Raw genomic sequence first — 16,106 nt, 5'->3', positions numbered from 1 at the left:
TCTCCTTAATAGTCGATAGGGTCGCGGATGATCGGGCAGGTCATGCAGTGGCCGCCGCCACGGCCTCGGCCCAGTTCACCGGCGCTGATGGTGATGACTTCCACCCCGGCCTTGCGCAGCAGGGTATTGGTGTAGGTGTTGCGGTCGTAGCCGATCACCACGCCAGGTTCCACGGCCACCACGTTGTTGCCGTCATCCCACTGCTCGCGTTCGGCGGCGAAGCTGTTGCCGCCGGTCTCGACCACACGCAGGGCCTTGAGGTTGAGCGCTGCGGCGACGGTCTCGAGGAAGTTGGTTTTCTCGCGTTGGATATCGATACCGTGCGGCTTGCTCTCGTCAGGGCGCAGGGTGAAGGGCACGATCTGGTTGACCACTTCGGGGAAGACGGTGACCAGGTCGCGGTCGCAGAAGCTGAACACCGTGTCCAGGTGCATCGCCGCGCGGGATTTGGGCAGGCCGGCGACGATCACCCGTTCCACCGCGTTGTTCTTGAACAGATTGCGCGCCAGTTGGCCGATGGCCTGGTGCGACGAGCGTTCGCCCATGCCGATCAACACCACGCCGTTGCCGATTGGCATCACGTCACCGCCTTCCAGCGTGGCGGCGCCGTGGTCCTGGTCGGGGTCGCCGTACCAGATCTGGAAGTCGGCGTTGGTGAATTCCGGGTGGAACTTATAGATGGCGCTGGCCAGCAGGGTTTCCTGGCGTCGCGCCGGCCAGTACATCGGGTTGAGCGTCACGCCGCCGTAGATCCAGCAGGTGGTGTCGCGGGTGAACTGGGTATTGGGCAGCGGCGGCAGGATGAAACTGGCGTGGCCGAGGAAGTCGCGGAACATCTCGATGGTCCTGCCACCGAAGCTGCTCGGCAGATCATCGGCCGACACGCCACCGATCAGGAACTCGGTGATCTTGCGCGGCTCCAGGCTGCGCAGCCAGGAACCGACCTCTTCGACCAGGCCCAGGCCAACCGTATTGGCGGTGATCTTGCGCTGCAGAATCCAGTCCAGCGCTTCGGGGATGGCGACGATGTCGGTCAGCAGGTTGTGCATTTCCAGCACATCAATGTCCCGCTCGCGCATCTTGGTGACGAAGTCGAAGTGGTCGCGTTTGGCCTGGGCCACCCAGAGCACGTCATCGAACAGCAGTTCGTCGCAGTTGTTGGGGGTCAGCCGCTGATGGGCCAGGCCTGGGGAGCACACCATGACTTTGCGCAGTTTGCCGGCTTCGGAATGGACGCCGTATTTCACTTTTTCCGTGGTCATTACAGATCCTCCAGTGAACAACAATTACAGGGTCAGGAAGCCGTCGTAGAGCCCATAGGCCGCCACCAGGGCGCCAATGATCACTGCGGTGAAAATCAGCTTCTCGACGTTGGTGAATATCGGTTTGCCCAGCTCATGCTTGGCCTTGGCGAACAGGATCGCGCCGGGGGCGTAGAGCAGGGCCGAAAGCAGCAGGTATTTGGTGCCGCCGGCGTAGAGCAGCCAGATCGCATAGATCAGGGCGAGGGCGCTGATGAACAGGTCTTTGCGCCGCTCCTTGAAGGCGTTCTCGTAGGTTTCGCCGCGTACCGCCAGCAGCAGGGCGTAGGCCGCCGACCACAGATAGGGCACCAGGATCATCGAGGTGGCGAGGTAGATCAGCGACAGGTAAGTGCTGGCGGAAAACAGCGTGATGATCAGGAACAGTTGCACCATCGCGTTGGTCAGCCACAGGGCGTTGACCGGCACGTGGTTGGCGTTTTCGCGGCGCAGAAACGCCGGCATGGTGTGGTCCTTGGCGGCGGCGAACATGATCTCCGCACACAGCAGCACCCATGACAGCAACGCGCCCAGCAGGGAAATGATCAAGCCGACGCTGATCAGCACCGCGCCCCAGTGGCCCACCACATGCTCCAGCACGGCGGCCATCGACGGGTTCTGCAGCTTGGCCAGTTCCGGCTGGGTCATGATCCCCAGGGACAGCACGTTCACCAGCATCAGGAACAGCAGCACGGTGATAAAACCGATCACGGTGGCCTTGCCGACGTCGCTGCGTTTTTCCGCCCGGGACGAGAAGATGCTCGCGCCCTCGATACCGATGAACACCCACACGGTGACCAGCATCATGTTGCGCACCTGGTTCATCACGCTACCCAAGTCCGGGTTTTTCACGCCCCAGATGTCAGCGGTGAAGATGTCCAGCTTGAACGCGAACAGCGCGATCAACACGAACAGCACCAGTGGCACCACCTTGGCGACGGTGGTCACCAGGTTGATGAACGCCGCTTCCTTGATCCCGCGCAGCACCAGGAAATGCACGGCCCACAGCAACACCGACGCGCCAATCACGGCGGCGAGGGTGTTGCCTTCGCCAAAGATCGGGAAAAAGTAACCGAGGGTGCTGAACAGCAGTACGAAGTACCCGACGTTGCCCAGCCAGGCACTGATCCAGTAACCCCAGGCGGACGAGAACCCCATGTAGTCGCCGAAGCCGGCCTTGGCGTAGGCGTAGACACCGCCGTCCAGGTTTGGCTTGCGGTTGGCGAGGGTCTGGAACACGAAGGCGAGGGTCAACATGCCGATCGCGGTAATCACCCAGCCAATCAACACCGCGCCGACGTCGGCACTGGCGGCCATGTTTTGCGGCAATGAGAAGATCCCACCGCCAATCATCGAGCCCACCACGAGTGCAACCAGTGCGCCAAGCCTTAGTTTTCCGGGTGAATCAGACATTGTGTGACTCCAATGCAGGAGAGAGAGATCACAGAATAATTCCGTGGGCTAATCAAATAGCTGACTCAGATCACTTCATTGGCACATTCCATTGTAAATTAATGACTTGGCATGGAAGTTCGTGGGACGATGAAAATCCCGAAGAAGCGCTTTGCAGAGCGCTTCTTGCGTGTTGATTAATCATTTGGTGTGGCGTGGATGTATGACGCTAGTTCGTATTCGCGAATGTGCAAACTTTTTAATGAAGTTTGACGACTGCGTCATGTCACGCTTATTTAAATTCTAAATAAGCCTGAACTTACTGTTTTTAAATGCCTTTATGTTATGAGTGCACTGCACTCATTAATTGAATTGATGCCCAAGTGACTGCTGAGAAACTTATCCGAGGAACTTTAATGTCCCAACCCGCGCAGAAACTTCGGCTCAGTGCCCTGATCGCCCTGGTGGTGGGTTCGATGATTGGCGGTGGGATCTTTTCCCTGCCGCAAAACATGGCCGCGCGCGCTGGCGTGGGCGCTGTGCTGATCGGCTGGGCGATCACCGCGGTCGGCATGCTGACCCTGGCCTTCGTATTCCAGACCCTGGCCAACCGCAAGCCGGAACTGGATTCCGGCGTGTACGCCTACGCCAAGGCCGGGTTTGGCGACTACATGGGGTTTTCGTCCGCCTGGGGTTACTGGATCAGCGCGTGGATGGGCAACGTCGGGTACTTCGTCTTGCTGTTCAGCACCCTCGGTTACTTTTTTCCGGTGTTCGGCCAGGGTAATACGCCGCTGGCCATCGGCTGTGCGTCGGTGCTGCTGTGGGCCGTGCATTTTCTGGTGATGCGCGGGATCAAGGAGGCGGCGTTCATCAACCAGGTCACCACGGTGGCGAAAATTGTGCCGCTGCTGATGTTTATCGTGATTGCCGCCGTGGCGTTCAAGGCCGACATCTTCAGCCGCGATATCTGGGGCCTGGGCAACCCGCAAATGGGCAGTGTGACGGAGCAGGTGCGCCACATGATGCTGGTCACGGTGTTTGTGTTCATCGGTATTGAAGGTGCCAGCGTCTACTCGGCGCGGGCCGAGAAACGCGCGGACGTGGGCCGTGCCACGGTGATTGGGTTTCTCGGTGTGCTGGCGCTGCTGGTGCTGGTGAATGTGCTGTCCCTGGGGATCATGAGCCAGCCGGAACTGGCGCAATTGCAAAACCCCTCCCTGGCCGGGGTGCTGGAACATATCGTCGGGCCCTGGGGGGCGATATTGATCAGCCTCGGCCTGGCGGTTTCGTTGCTGGGGGCGCTGCTGTCGTGGGCGTTGCTGTGTGCCGAAATCCTCTACGCCACCGCCCAGGACAAGACCATGCCGGCGTTCCTGAAGAAGGAAAATGCCAACCAGGTGCCGGTCAACGCGCTGTGGCTGACCAACGTGATGATCCAGGTTTTCCTGGTCATCACGCTGTTTTCAGCCAGTACCTACACCACCCTGATTTACCTGGCATCGTCGATGATTCTGGTGCCGTACCTGTGGTCGGCGGCCTATGCGGTGCTGTTGAGCGGGCGTGGGGAAACCTACGAAGGCGCCCAGCGTCGACGCATCAAGGACCTGCTGGTGGGCCTGATTGCCCTGGCTTACGCCGTATGGCTTTTGTATGCCGGCGGCCTGAAATACCTGCTGCTGTCGGCGCTGTTGTATGCCCCCGGTGTGATTCTGTTCGCCCAGGCCAGGCGCGAGCAGGGCCAGGCGTTGTTCACCCCGGTGGAAAAAGGCATTTTCGGGTGTGTACTGGCAGGCGCCGCAGTGGCGGCCTACGGGCTGTACAGTGGGGTGTTGTCGTTGTGACATGTCGGAAATTGATAGTGGGTGTACTGGCCCCATCGGGGCATAGGTATCTACACAACTCAGCAGCGCCCAACCGTAACCACGATGCGAAGCGAGCCGCTCTTGATCTGGCTTTTGATCTTGATCTGCTTGTGATCCTAGGCGCCCCGTTAAACCACGCTGGCCGAACGCAGGCTTGAATCCGTGGGTAACCCGGCAGGACGCCGGGTTAGCCGCACTGGGCCATGGATGGCCCATTGCGGCGGCCCACGGATTCAAGCCGGAGAGAGGGCACACCGAGCCTAGGCGAGGTGCCGAGTGGTGGGGCAAGAGCGTTTTGCTTACTTTTGCGCTTTTCAAAAGTGAGCCGCTGTAAAAGCGGAACCCTAAGTAGCCGTGACCGCAGAAACGGATATGTACTCGGTCCAATCCAACATCCTGGTCGACCCAGAGGCCGCCATCGGGGGCAAGCCCCCTCCCACATTTGGACCACGGAGCGCCAGGTAGATACGCGTTAGATCCCTCGCCACAGGTGCGGTGTCGCACCAAAATTGTGTAGGTACCTATGCTCATCGGGGGCAAGCCCCTCCCACTTTTGAATGGGTTCACAAAGCAAAATGTGGGAGGGGGCTTGCCCCCGATGGCGGTCTTCAGATCACCACTGCGCTCGATGCGACCCCAATTCCCCCGCCGGCAAATCCCATTGCAGCGGCGTACCGCTGATCGTCAGCGGCGCCAGCAGTCGATGCGCCGGGCCCCAGGCGGTCTGTTCCACCACCAGGCCTTGATCACCCGCATCTTCGGCCCGCAACGCCGGTTGCTCCGGCACCTGCCCCGCATCCACCAATAACTTCGCCGTACGGGCCAGCGACAATCGCGCCGAACCCCCGCGCCCGGACTTCAAGCGTTCGCTCAAGGCTTGGATCGCACTGGCCGCCATCAGGTACCCGGTCGCGTGGTCCAGCGCCTGCACCGGCAGCGGCGACGGCTTATCCACCTGTTTCCAGGCCATCCCGGCCTCGGCAATCCCGCTGCTCATCTGCACCAGGCTGTCAAAGCCGCGCCGATTGCGCCACGGGCCGCTCCAGCCGTAAGCATTGAGGCTGACATCGATCAGGCCCGGCGCGATGCGTTGCAGCGCGTCGCTCGCGTAGCCCAGTTGCTCCAGCGCATCGGCGCGGTAACCGTGGAACAGAATGTCGGCGTTTCTGAGCAACGCTTCGAAGACCTGCCGACCCTCGGCGCTCTTCAGGTCAAGACGCGCGCAGCGCTTGCCCAGGGTCATTTCCGGCACCACGCCGGGTTCGTCCCAGGTCGGCGAGTCGATGCGCAATACGTCTGCGCCCAGGCCCGCGAGAAAACGACTGGCGACCGGGCCGGCCAGGACGCGGGTCAAATCCAGCACCTTGATACCGGCCAGCGGTCGGGCCGTGGTGCCGAGCCAGGGTTGGTTGCCGGCGGTGGCGAAGGCCTGCCGCTGTATCAGTGGCTCGGCATTCACCGCCAAGCCCTGGGGGTGGCCCTGCCAGGCTTGCCAGGTGCGCATTTGCGCCGCGCAACCGCCTTCGTCGACCACCGCCTGTTCCAGTTCGGCGGCGTTCCACTTGGCGACGTTATGCGCCATTTGCGCGCGTTCGGTGACCTTGCCCAACACCCGTTCGGCCGCGGCGCGGTGATGGGGCGCGTTGGTGTGCAAGCGAATCCAGCCGTCGGCGCTTGCGTAGTCACCGGCTATCGGGTCCCACAGCGGCGGCACTTGCCAGCCCAGTGGGCGAATCGATGAGGAAAACCACAACGAGGCGAGGCGACGGTCTACGCTGATGCTCGGCAAGCGTGCGGTCTGTTGACGGATAAGCTCGGCAACGGCCTGACCGGCGGCGCCGATGCTGGCGGCGGCCAGGTCAGTCACGGCAAAGGCCGAGGGCAGGGCGCCGGGCTCGCTCAGGGTCAGTGGGGTAGGCGGCAGATCGAGTGCGGCTTGGATGGGTGTCAGCAGGTCGGTCATCGAAGGCCCTCCATAAGAGAAGGGCCACTATAGAAGATCGTCAGGCCGGTGTGGCAACCCCGGGCACCAATGGCAGTTCGAGACTGGCGACAAAGCCGCCGCCCTGATGATTGGCCAGGATCAGTTGGCCGCCATGGCGTTCGGCGGCGCGACGTGCGATCGCCAGGCCCAGGCCGTGACCTTGCGCGGTCTGGCCGGGTGCGCGGTAGAACGGCTCGCCCAGTTGGTTCAGGTGCTCGGCTTCAACGCCGGGGCCGTGATCGCGCACACTGATCAGGATCCGTTCACCGTGCCGCTGCGCGTGCAACTCGATGGCTTGGCCGGCCGGGTTGAAGCGCTGGGCATTGCGCAGCAGGTTGTCCACGGCGCGCTCGATCATGGTCGGCCAGCCCTTGAGGCGCAGGTCGGGTTCAGCCGTCAGTTGCACCTCTTGCTCCGGCGCGCTGAGCTGGGCGTCTTTTTGCAGGGTCTTGAGCAATGGGTTGAGGTCGATCTCTTCGGCGCTGGCGTTGTCGGCATCCACCCGGGCCAGGACCAGAATCTCACTGATCAAGGCTTCCAGGCGGTCGCATTCGCGGGTCAGGCGCGGCCAGAGTTTTTCCCGATCTTCGGGGCTGGCGCGTTCGGCCAGGGCCAGGGCGATACGCAAGCGGGCCAGGGGCGAGCGCAGTTCGTGGGAGACGTCGCGCAACAGTTGGCGCTGGCTGCCGATCAGGCTTTGCAGGCGGGCGCCCATGCGGTTGAAGTCGGTGGCCAGGACGCCGAATTCATCGCGGCGGTTGGCCAGTTGCGCCAGGCTGTTCTGTTGATACGTGGCCTGGCCCAGGTCATGCACCGCGCCGCGCAGTCGGCTGAGCGGTCGGGTGATCGACAACGTCACCAACAGGCTGAACAGCGTCAGCACCACCAGGGCAATGGCCAGGGCGCTGAACGGCCATAACAGGCTGCTGCGGTGCCAGGCGTCCAGCTCCGGATGAGGAATGCGATAGATCAGCAGGTAGGTGTCGCCGGTTTTTTCGCTGGTGTATTCGGCGGTCAGGCGGCGCCAGGGCAGGTGGCTGTCCTGGCTGTCATTCTGCCGGGCTTCAAGGGCGGCGGCGCGGCGCGGGAAGGTGCCGCGTACCACCGGCTCGCCGCCCTCGTTGAGCACTTGCACGTCAATGTGGTACTGGCGCTTGCGTTGCTGCAGCAACTCCTGGGCAGCCTCTTCGCCCTGGGCTTCGTAGAGTTGCGTCCACTCTTGCGCCAGATTGTTGAGGCCGGGATGGCGGCTGAGAATCCAGGCGTCCTGGTTCAGCATATGCCCGAGCAGGATCGACAACCCCGCAACCAGGGCGATGGCCAACCAGAAACTCGCCAGGATGCGCCAGAACAATGACCGCACGGGAAACCCTCAAACAGGAAAAGCCCAGCGGCGGGGAGCCACTGGGCTGGGAGCATTAACGCTGGGGCATTATTGCGCTTTTTGCGGCTGTTGCGCTTTCCAGGCCTGGAATTCCTTCCATTCGGCACGACGCTGCTCTTGTTGCTTGACGATCTCGTCGAACTTCTTCTGCTGGTCGGGCTTGAGGATGGCGCGGATATCGGCCTGGGTTTTCTGCTTGCCGGCAGCGATCTCGTCCTGCATGGCTTTCTGGTCGGCGGCCGGCAGTTTGTCCAGGTACTTGCGGGTCAGGTCTTTGCGAGCGTGCCATTGGTCACCCATCAGCTTGCGGATCTGCTCGTGTTGTTCCGGGCTCAAATCCAGCTGGCGGAACGGGCCGCCTTTACCACGCGGGCCGTGTTCACCGTGACCCGGGCCACCCATCATGTGGCCTTCCGGACCGCCCATCGGGCCTGGGCCTGGACCTGGGCCTTCCGGCATGGCGGCCATGGCGACGGTAGGCAGTGCAGCGGCGAACATCAAAGCGATAAGGGTCTTGCGCATGGTGATTCTCCTGTCTCTATTCCGGTGAGTCCGGATGTGAGTAGATTACCCAGGGCAAGGTCAGCCGCCGTCAGCGGAGCGTAAAGGTTTGGTAAGGCCCGATCGTTCCCACGCTCTGCGTGGGAATGCATCCCGTGACGCTGCGCGTCACCCACGCTCAAGGTGCGTAGTAGTAACCACGGCTACGCAGCGCCACGATCCGCGGCCGACCGTCCGGGTGCGGGCCGATCTTCTTGCGCAGGTTACTCACGTGCATGTCCAGGCTGCGATCGTACAGGGTCAATTTGCGGCCCAGGGCGATCTGCGCCAGTTCCTGTTTATCCAGCGGTTCGCCGGGTTGGCGCAGCAAGGCCTCGAGCAGGCGGCTTTCGGAGACCGTCAGGGTAAATTCCTGTTCGTCGATGCTGACCACCCCGCGCACCGGGCTGAAGCACAGGTCGCCCAGCTCCAGTTGGGTCGACACCGCAGCCGGATGACTGCGGCGCAGTACGGCGCGCAGGCGCGCAGTGAGTTCGCGCGGGTCGCAAGGCTTGGCCAGGTAATCGTCGGCGCCCAGTTCCAGGCCGAGGATGCGGTCCAGGGGTTCGCCCCGGGCCGACAGCATCAGCACCGGCAACTCCGGGTGGTCGTTGCGCAACTGCTTGAGCAACTCCAGGCCACTGCCGTCAGGCAGCATCACGTCGAGCACCACCGCCGCCGGAGCGGCTTCGGCCAGGGCCTTGCGGGCGCTGGAGCCGTCATGGCAGGCGCGCACCTGGAAACCTTCCTGGCTCAGCCAACTGACCAGCAGCTCGCAGAGCTCCTGGTCATCATCTATCAGTAACAGCTCGCTCATGACTCACTCAATTTAGCCATTGTCGACGACGACGGTGCCCACCGCTGGCGAAGATGCCACACAGCAGGGCGATCAGTGCGACGCCCGCACCGGTGACAAACCATTGCTGCTGCTCGGTCAACCATCGGGTCAAGGCGCCGTCCTGTGTCTCTTTGAGTTGCTGGGCCAGGCGTTGGTTCTCCTGGCGCAGACGACTCAGTTGCGCGCTTTCGCGGGTGGCTTGCGCGCTTTGCAGCTGCTTGCTCAGTTCTTCGCGCAGCCCTTCGCTTTCTTTCAAACGTTGCTGCAGTTCGGTGACCTGGCTGTGGGGACTCAAGGACAGCGGCGTGGCGCTGCCGCTATTGGAGGTCTCTTCAGCCTGGGCCGTCGCCCCGAGGGTTAACACTGCCAACAGACACAACTGACGTAAGCGCATCGGAACTCCTGATTCCACACGAATATTCAGAACGTTATCGGCAGGTTACCGGGAATAATGAGCCATCAGGCGGGCGCCCAAGCGTTTTGGTCGGGCGCCACCGGGCTCAGGGCAGGACTTGCTTGAACGGCTTGATCACGACATCAGCGTAGACACCCGCCGCGACATACGGATCAGCCTTGGCCCACGCCTGGGCATCGGCCAGGGACGCGAACTCGGCAACGATCAGGCTGCCGGTGAAACCCGCGTCGCCCGGGTCGTTGCTGTCGACGGCCGGGTGCGGGCCGGCCAGTACGATGCGGCCTTCGGTTTGCAACTGCTTGAGGCGTTCGACATGGGCGGGGCGCACGCTCAGGCGTTTTTCCAGCGAGTTGGCAACATCGGTGGCAATGATGGCGTAGAGCATGTCAGTCCTCGGTTTTCGGCGTGGTGGCGGCAGTGTCATGCAGGTGGCGCGACAGGTAGATACCCTGGCCGACCAGGAACAGCAGGGTCATGGCCAGGCTGCCGAACACCTTGAAGTCGACCCAGTAGTCTTGAAAGGTAAACGCCACGAACAGGTTGGCGGCACCGCAGAAGATGAAGAACACGATCCAGGCCACGTTCAAGCGTACCCAGATCGGCTCCGGCAAGGTCAGCGCGTGGCCCATGATCCGCTTGATCAACAGGCGATCACCAATGAAGTGGCTGCCGATGAAGACCAGGGCGAACAGCCAGTTGACCACCGGGGCTTTCCACTTGAGGAAGGTTTCGCTGTGGAAGGCCAGGGTCAGGCCGCCGAATACCAGGCAGGCGACGAGGGTCAGCCACTGGCTTTTTTCCAGCTTGCGCTGGGAGATGAAGATGGCGCCGTAAACCACGATGGAGCTGATGATCAGCACGGCGGTGGCACTGTAGATGCCGCCGAACGAGAGTTCGTGACCGGCGATGTCGATGACCCTGGGGTCGAGTTTGGTAACGATGAAAAACAGCAACAGCGGGATGAAGTCGATGAATTGTTTCACAGTAAGAGCCAGAAGCTGGATGTGGCGGCATAATAACAAACATCCTTGGTTGCGATAGCGCCAGCTGACTTGAGGTTACACACTCCCGTGAATGTTGATTTGCACTGCCACAGCACGGCCTCCGACGGCGCCCTGGCGCCAGCGGTACTGGTTGCGCGTGCGTTTGAAAAAGGCGTGCGAGTGCTGTCGCTGACCGACCACGACACCCTCGAAGGTCTCGACGAGGCCCGCACGGCGGCCCATGCACTGGGCATGCAACTGGTCAACGGCGTTGAATTGTCCTGCACCTGGGGCGGTGCCACCATTCATGTGCTCGGCTACGGTTTCGAGCAGAACGCCCCGGCCCTGGTGGCCGCCATCGCCCAATTGCACGATGGCCGCTGGCTGCGGTCCGAAGAAATAAGCCGCAAGCTCAGCCTCAAAGGCATGCCCGGCGCCCTTGACGGCGCCCGCGCTGTCCAGCAGGAACTGGGCGACAGCGGTAACGCGCCGGCCCGTCCGCACTTTGCCGACTGGATGGTGCGTGAGGGGTTCGTCAAGGATCGCGCCGAGGCCTTCCGTAAATGGTTGGGCGCGGGCAAGCTGGGCGATGTGAAGCAGCACTGGCCGACCCTGGAAGACACCGTCGGCACCCTGCGGGCCGCCGGGGCCTGGGTCAGCCTGGCGCACCCCTGGCATTACGATTTCACCCGCAGCAAGCGCCGCAAGCTGATCGGCGACTATATTGGAGCGGGCGGCCACGCGATCGAAGTGGTCAACGGGCATCAACCTGCCGAGCAGGTTGGCAGCCTGGCGATCCTGGCGCGCGAATTTGGTCTGCTGGTCAGTGCCGGCAGTGATTTTCATGGCCCAGGCGGCTGGTCCGAGATCGGCGAGTATCGCCAGGTCCCGGAAGATCTGCCGCTGTTGTGGGGGCGATTCAAGCATGACCCCATTATTGCCACCGTCTGAACAGGTAGAACACGTGAGTCAATTCTTCCAGATTCATCCGGAAAACCCCCAGGCGCGCCTGATCAAGCAGGCGGTCGAGATCATTCGCGCCGGCGGCGTGGTGATCTATCCAACTGATTCGTCCTACGCCATCGGCTGCCAGATCGGCGACAAGGGCGCGGTCGAGCGGGTCAGACGCCTGCGTGAGCTGGACAAGAATCATAACTTCGCGCTGATCTGCAGCGACTTGTCGCAGTTGGGGCTGTTCGCCAAGGTCGACACGGGCACCTTCCGCTTGCTCAAGGCGCACACGCCGGGGCCCTACACCTTTATTCTCAACGCCACCCGCGAAGTGCCGCGCCTGCTGCTGCACCCGAAGAAGCGCACCATCGGCCTGCGCGTGCCGGAACACCCGATCGCCCTGGCGCTGTTGGCCGAGTTGGGCGAGCCGCTGATGAGCGTGTCGTTGATCATGCCGGGCGATACCGAACCGCTGGAAGACCCGTATGAAATGCGCCAGTTGCTGGAGAAGCAGGTGGATCTGATCATCGACGGCGGCTTCGGGGGCGGCAAGGCGTCTACCGTGATCAACCTGGCCGACGGCGAGCCTGAAGTGATCCGTGTGGGCTGCGGCGACCCTACGCCGTTTATGGTCGAGGCCTGAATGTCGGTCGTGGAAACCGTCGATCCCCAGGCGGGCGCCCAGCAGGAACTGCCATTTGCCATGGTCTATGGCCAGGCGGTCATGGAAATGCCGCTGGATTTGTACATCCCGCCCGACGCCCTGGAGGTCTTTCTCGAGGCCTTCGAAGGCCCGCTGGACTTGCTGCTGTACCTGATTCGCAAACAGAACATCAACATCCTCGATATTCCCGTGGCGGAAATCACCCGGCAGTACATGGGCTATGTCGAATTGATGCAGTCGGTGCGACTGGAACTGGCCGCCGAATACCTGGTGATGGCCGCCATGCTCGCCGAGATCAAGTCGCGCATGCTGCTGCCGCGCTCGGAAGCGGTCGAAGCCGAAGAAGATGACCCGCGCGCCGAACTGATCCGTCGCTTGCAGGAATACGAGCGCTTCAAGGCTGCGGCCGAAGGTATCGACGGTTTGAGTCGGGTAGGCCGCGATGTGGTGGTGCCCAAGCTGGACGCGCCCGAGGCGCGCGCGCGCAAGCTGTTGCCTGACGTCAGCCTGGAAGAATTGCTGATGTCCATGGCCGAGGTGCTGCGCCGTGGCGACATGTTCGAAAGCCACCAGGTCAGCCGCGAAGCCCTGTCCACCCGCGAGCGTATGAGCGATGTGCTGGAGCGCCTCAAGGGCGGCGGCTTTGTGCCGTTTGTCGAGCTGTTCACCGCAGAAGAAGGGCGCCTGGGCGTGGTGGTGACCTTCATGGCGATCCTGGAGCTGGTCAAGGAGTCCTTGGTCGAGCTGGTCCAGAATGAGCCGTTTGCGGCTATCCATGTGCGGGCGCGAGCCGAATAACGAGCTGAATCGATGAATCTGACTGAACCCCGCGAACTGGCGCCCTTGCTGGAAGCTTTCCTCCTGGCCTCGGGCAAGCCGCAATCCCTGGAGCGCCTGTTCGAACTTTTTGAAGAGGCCGAACGCCCCGAACCGCCTGTGTTCAAGAAGGCGCTGGAGATCCTGCGCAAGTCCTGCGACGGTCGTGCCTTTGAGTTGCGTGAAGTGGCGTCGGGGTATCGCCTGCAGATCCGCGAGAAATTTTCCCCGTGGGTGGGACGCTTGTGGGAGGAACGCCCGCAGCGTTATTCACGGGCGATGCTGGAGACCATGGCGTTGATCGCCTATCGCCAGCCGATCACCCGGGGCGAGATCGAAGATGTGCGGGGCGTGGCGGTCAACAGCCATATCGTCAAGACGCTGCTGGAACGCGAGTGGATTCGCATCGTCGGCTACCGTGACGTGCCGGGCAAACCGGCGATGTTCGCCACCACCAAAGTGTTCCTCGACCACTTCAACCTGAAAAACCTCGACGACCTGCCGCCGTTGGCCGAGCTGCGCGAGATGGAAGCCGAGCCGGTGCTGGACTTCGACGACGCGCCGGTGCCGCAGAGCCTGCAGGAGCTGGCCGATGCCAGTGCCGAGCCGGAGGAGCCCAAGGACGAAACCAGTTTCCATACCTTGCTGCTGGAACTGGACGACATGGAGCAGGGGATCAAGACCGACTTTGATGATTTGCTGCGTGATGGCGCCGCTGAGCCGCAAACCGAGGTGAACGTTGAGCCCGAGCCCGACGTCGAAGAAGATATCCTCGGCGTCGCCGATGCCCGCGAAAAACTGCTGGCCGCCGTCGCCGCCCTCGAACAGCCGCCGCTGAGCGACGAGGAAGACGAAGCCCGGGCGCTGGCCGAGGCGATCGAAAACGAACGCCGCCAACTCGAAGACTGACAAGATCCAATGTGGGAGGGGGCTTGCCCACGATTGCAGTGTGTCAGTCAGCACAACCATCACTGATACACCGCAATCGGGGGCAAGCCCCCTCCCACATTTTGATCGCCGTTGTCCGAGAGCAACTATGACTTCGACCAAAGACCCCTGCATCAGCATCTGCAAGTTCAGCGACGACATCTGCGTCGGCTGTGGCCGCAGCAAGCGTGAAATCCGCGCCTGGAAGAAACTCGACAAAGTCGACAAGCGCACCGTGCTGGCCGAAGCCGAACTGCGCTTGCTGGCGTTGGGCGCCACCGGTCGGCGGAAAAGCAAATGACTTGGGTGTTATCGACTACTCTCTGATGCGCAACACGCGCCATGCGCGTATGATTCGCGACCCTTTGCCGACCTATTCGGCCAAAGCCCCGCTTTCAACACTCTTCAGGCCACGCCTGAATCGACCCACCGGGAGGTGCTTAAGATGAACGACAAAGACCAGAACGACAGCCAGGAAATCGGCCCAGCAGGCGAAAAACTGCAAAAGGTGCTGGCGCGTATCGGCGTGGGCTCGCGCCGCGACGTCGAAGCCTGGATCACCCAGAAGCGCATCAAGGTCAACGGCGTCGAGGCCACCCTTGGCCAGCGCGTCGACCTGCATGACGCGATCACCATCGATGGCAAGGTCATCAAGCGCGAAGAAGCCGCCGAATCGGTACGCCGCGTGATCATGTACAACAAGCCCGACGGCGAGATCTGCACCCGTGACGACCCGGAAGGCCGTCCAACCGTGTTCGACAAAATGCCCAAGCCCAAGGAGGGCCGCTGGATCAACATCGGTCGCCTGGACATCAACACCACCGGTTTGCTGATGTTCACCACCGACGGTGAATTGGCCAACCGCCTGATGCACCCCTCCTACGAGATGGACCGCGAATACGCCGTGCGCGTACGTGGCGAAGTCGATGACGAGATGATCGAGCGCTTGAAAGCCGGTGTGGTCCTTGAAGACGGCCCGGCCAAGTTCACCGACATCAAGCAGGCGCCGGGTGGCGAAGGGTTCAACCACTGGTACCACTGCGTGGTGATGGAAGGCCGCAACCGTGAAGTCCGTCGCCTGTGGGAATCCCAGGGCCTGGTGGTCAGCCGCCTGAAGCGCGTGCGTTTCGGCCCGGTGTTCCTCAACTCCGACCTGCCGATGGGGCGCTGGCGCGAAATGAGCCAGTACGAAGTCGACATCCTCAGCGCCGAAGTCGGCCTGACGCCGGTCGCGATGCCGCAGATGAACGCCAAGAGCAAAGACAAGCTTGAGCGTATGCAGCGTAAATCGTCGCGCCCTGTGCCGCGTACCGAGCGCGTTGCCCGCACCCTGCGCCCGGCGTTGAATGCACCGGCAACCGGCGGGCGTATTTCCCGCGAGCCGCAGATTGAAGGTGAGCGCCGTCCAACCGCGCCATCGCGCCAGGAAGGCGAGCGTGCTCCACGCGCCCCGCGTCCGGCTCCGTCGGGTGGTCGCAGCAACCGTGGTGAAGCCGACCGTCCGGCCGACAACGCCAGCACCAAGCGTCCGGCCAAGCCAGCGGCGAACAAGCGCCCTGGCCCGAAGCTGGTGGCTGACGAGCCGTCGGGCAAGCGCCGTGGCGCGCCGGCGGGGTCCGGTCAGCGTCCGGGTTTTGGTCGTAAGAAGCCGCAGTGAGGCCGTAGCCGCTGCATAAAAAAGCCAACCCTGGGGTTGGCTTTTTTTTCCCCTAAATTTGAAATGCAATCAACTGTGGGAGGGGGCTTGCCCCCGATAGCCATAGGTATCTACACAATTTTGGTGCGACACCGTACCTGTGGCGAGGGAGCTAACGCGTATCTACCTGACGCTCCGAGGTCCAAATGTGGGAGGGGGCTTGCCCCCGATGGCGGCCTCTGGGCCGACCAGGATGTTGGATCAGATCGAGTACATATCCGTTTCTGCGGTCATGGCCACTTAGGGTTCCGCCCTTACGGCGGGTCACTTTGGAAAAGCCCCAAAGTAACCAAAGGGCTCTTGCCCCACCACTCGGCACCTCGCCTAGGCTCGGTGTGCCCGAACGCAGG

The 16,106-nt window shown here is 62.3% G+C and carries 16 protein-coding genes; 7 read left to right on the top strand and 9 right to left on the bottom strand.

Features of this window, described 5'->3' with window-relative positions; genetic code table 11:
- Positions 1 to 5 precede the first annotated feature (5 nt).
- A complete protein-coding gene (gene arcA, locus BFP96_RS19635) occupies positions 6 to 1,262 on the bottom strand; it encodes an arginine deiminase (protein ID WP_065896406.1) in 1,257 nt (418 codons plus the stop codon).
- Between the two features lie 24 nt (positions 1,263 to 1,286).
- Entirely contained in the window at positions 1,287 to 2,714 is a 1,428-nt protein-coding gene (arcD, locus tag BFP96_RS19630; RefSeq protein WP_065936849.1) for an arginine-ornithine antiporter, read from the bottom strand.
- Positions 2,715 to 3,109: 395 nt separating this feature from the next.
- On the opposite strand from arcD (BFP96_RS19630), the gene arcD (BFP96_RS19625) reads away from it, so the two are divergent.
- Complete coding sequence (gene arcD, locus BFP96_RS19625; RefSeq protein ID WP_065936848.1) at positions 3,110 to 4,537, top strand: arginine-ornithine antiporter; 1,428 nt, start codon at positions 3,110 to 3,112, stop codon at positions 4,535 to 4,537.
- Between the two features lie 634 nt (positions 4,538 to 5,171).
- Here arcD (BFP96_RS19625) and BFP96_RS19620 read toward each other — a convergent pair.
- The 7 genes from BFP96_RS19620 to BFP96_RS19590 all read right to left on the bottom strand — a co-directional run bounded on the left by BFP96_RS19620 (position 5,172) and on the right by BFP96_RS19590 (position 10,702).
- Positions 5,172 to 6,521: a CoA transferase gene (locus tag BFP96_RS19620; protein WP_065935175.1), complete on the bottom strand. Its 1,350-nt coding sequence runs from the start codon at positions 6,519 to 6,521 to the stop codon at positions 5,172 to 5,174.
- A 40-nt stretch (positions 6,522 to 6,561) separates the two neighbouring features.
- Positions 6,562 to 7,905: a sensor histidine kinase gene (locus BFP96_RS19615; RefSeq protein WP_065896409.1), complete on the bottom strand. Its 1,344-nt coding sequence runs from the start codon at positions 7,903 to 7,905 to the stop codon at positions 6,562 to 6,564.
- 69 nt (positions 7,906 to 7,974) lie between these two features.
- Positions 7,975 to 8,448: an LTXXQ domain protein gene (locus BFP96_RS19610; RefSeq protein ID WP_065887630.1), complete on the bottom strand. Its 474-nt coding sequence runs from the start codon at positions 8,446 to 8,448 to the stop codon at positions 7,975 to 7,977.
- A gap of 157 nt (positions 8,449 to 8,605) precedes the next feature.
- Positions 8,606 to 9,283, bottom strand: a complete 678-nt coding sequence (locus tag BFP96_RS19605; protein ID WP_065887631.1) for a response regulator transcription factor — start codon at positions 9,281 to 9,283, stop codon at positions 8,606 to 8,608.
- A 7-nt stretch (positions 9,284 to 9,290) separates the two neighbouring features.
- Complete coding sequence (locus tag BFP96_RS19600) at positions 9,291 to 9,698, bottom strand: translation initiation factor 2 (RefSeq protein ID WP_065895059.1); 408 nt, start codon at positions 9,696 to 9,698, stop codon at positions 9,291 to 9,293.
- Positions 9,699 to 9,804: 106 nt separating this feature from the next.
- Positions 9,805 to 10,104 (bottom strand): YciI family protein, encoded by a 300-nt coding sequence (locus BFP96_RS19595; protein ID WP_065887633.1) that lies wholly within the window; start codon positions 10,102 to 10,104, stop codon positions 9,805 to 9,807.
- Between the two features lies 1 nt (position 10,105).
- Positions 10,106 to 10,702 (bottom strand): septation protein A, encoded by a 597-nt coding sequence (locus tag BFP96_RS19590; RefSeq protein WP_065896412.1) that lies wholly within the window; start codon positions 10,700 to 10,702, stop codon positions 10,106 to 10,108.
- 87 nt (positions 10,703 to 10,789) lie between these two features.
- On the opposite strand from BFP96_RS19590, the gene BFP96_RS19585 reads away from it, so the two are divergent.
- From BFP96_RS19585 to rluB, 6 genes are all read left to right on the top strand, one after another.
- Entirely contained in the window at positions 10,790 to 11,653 is an 864-nt protein-coding gene (locus tag BFP96_RS19585) for a PHP domain-containing protein (RefSeq protein WP_065936847.1), read from the top strand.
- 13 nt (positions 11,654 to 11,666) lie between these two features.
- Positions 11,667 to 12,296: an L-threonylcarbamoyladenylate synthase gene (locus tag BFP96_RS19580; RefSeq protein WP_065887636.1), complete on the top strand. Its 630-nt coding sequence runs from the start codon at positions 11,667 to 11,669 to the stop codon at positions 12,294 to 12,296.
- Between the two features lie 120 nt (positions 12,297 to 12,416).
- The gene (locus tag BFP96_RS19575) at positions 12,417 to 13,115 is read left to right on the top strand and encodes a segregation and condensation protein A (RefSeq protein WP_170827597.1); all 699 of its coding nucleotides are present in this window, start codon (positions 12,417 to 12,419) and stop codon (positions 13,113 to 13,115) included.
- Between the two features lie 12 nt (positions 13,116 to 13,127).
- Complete coding sequence (gene scpB, locus BFP96_RS19570) at positions 13,128 to 14,042, top strand: SMC-Scp complex subunit ScpB (protein WP_065887638.1); 915 nt, start codon at positions 13,128 to 13,130, stop codon at positions 14,040 to 14,042.
- Positions 14,043 to 14,169: 127 nt separating this feature from the next.
- Positions 14,170 to 14,361 carry a DUF1289 domain-containing protein gene (locus BFP96_RS19565; RefSeq protein WP_065887639.1) on the top strand — a complete coding sequence of 64 codons (192 nt, stop codon included), beginning with the start codon at positions 14,170 to 14,172 and terminating at the stop codon, positions 14,359 to 14,361.
- A 144-nt stretch (positions 14,362 to 14,505) separates the two neighbouring features.
- A complete protein-coding gene (rluB, locus tag BFP96_RS19560) occupies positions 14,506 to 15,717 on the top strand; it encodes a 23S rRNA pseudouridine(2605) synthase RluB (RefSeq protein WP_065887640.1) in 1,212 nt (403 codons plus the stop codon).
- Positions 15,718 to 16,106 lie beyond the last annotated feature (389 nt).

Source organism: Pseudomonas sp. 34 E 7 (assembly GCF_900005715.1).
GTDB classification, from domain to species: domain Bacteria; phylum Pseudomonadota; class Gammaproteobacteria; order Pseudomonadales; family Pseudomonadaceae; genus Aquipseudomonas; species Aquipseudomonas orientalis_A.
The sequence above is the reverse complement of the archived record's forward strand: the minus strand, read 5'-3'. Positions and strand labels throughout refer to the sequence as shown.

Coding starts and splice junctions, on each gene's coding strand:
- arcA (WP_065896406.1), bottom strand. CDS start 1,262: ATGACCACGGAAAAAGTGAAATACGGCGTCCATTCCGAAGCCGGCAAA.
- arcD (WP_065936849.1), bottom strand. CDS start 2,714: ATGTCTGATTCACCCGGAAAACTAAGGCTTGGCGCACTGGTTGCACTC.
- arcD (WP_065936848.1), top strand. CDS start 3,110: ATGTCCCAACCCGCGCAGAAACTTCGGCTCAGTGCCCTGATCGCCCTG.
- BFP96_RS19620 (WP_065935175.1), bottom strand. CDS start 6,521: ATGACCGACCTGCTGACACCCATCCAAGCCGCACTCGATCTGCCGCCT.
- BFP96_RS19610 (WP_065887630.1), bottom strand. CDS start 8,448: ATGCGCAAGACCCTTATCGCTTTGATGTTCGCCGCTGCACTGCCTACC.
- BFP96_RS19605 (WP_065887631.1), bottom strand. CDS start 9,283: ATGAGCGAGCTGTTACTGATAGATGATGACCAGGAGCTCTGCGAGCTG.
- BFP96_RS19600 (WP_065895059.1), bottom strand. CDS start 9,698: ATGCGCTTACGTCAGTTGTGTCTGTTGGCAGTGTTAACCCTCGGGGCG.
- BFP96_RS19595 (WP_065887633.1), bottom strand. CDS start 10,104: ATGCTCTACGCCATCATTGCCACCGATGTTGCCAACTCGCTGGAAAAA.
- scpB (WP_065887638.1), top strand. CDS start 13,128: ATGAATCTGACTGAACCCCGCGAACTGGCGCCCTTGCTGGAAGCTTTC.
- BFP96_RS19565 (WP_065887639.1), top strand. CDS start 14,170: ATGACTTCGACCAAAGACCCCTGCATCAGCATCTGCAAGTTCAGCGAC.
- rluB (WP_065887640.1), top strand. CDS start 14,506: ATGAACGACAAAGACCAGAACGACAGCCAGGAAATCGGCCCAGCAGGC.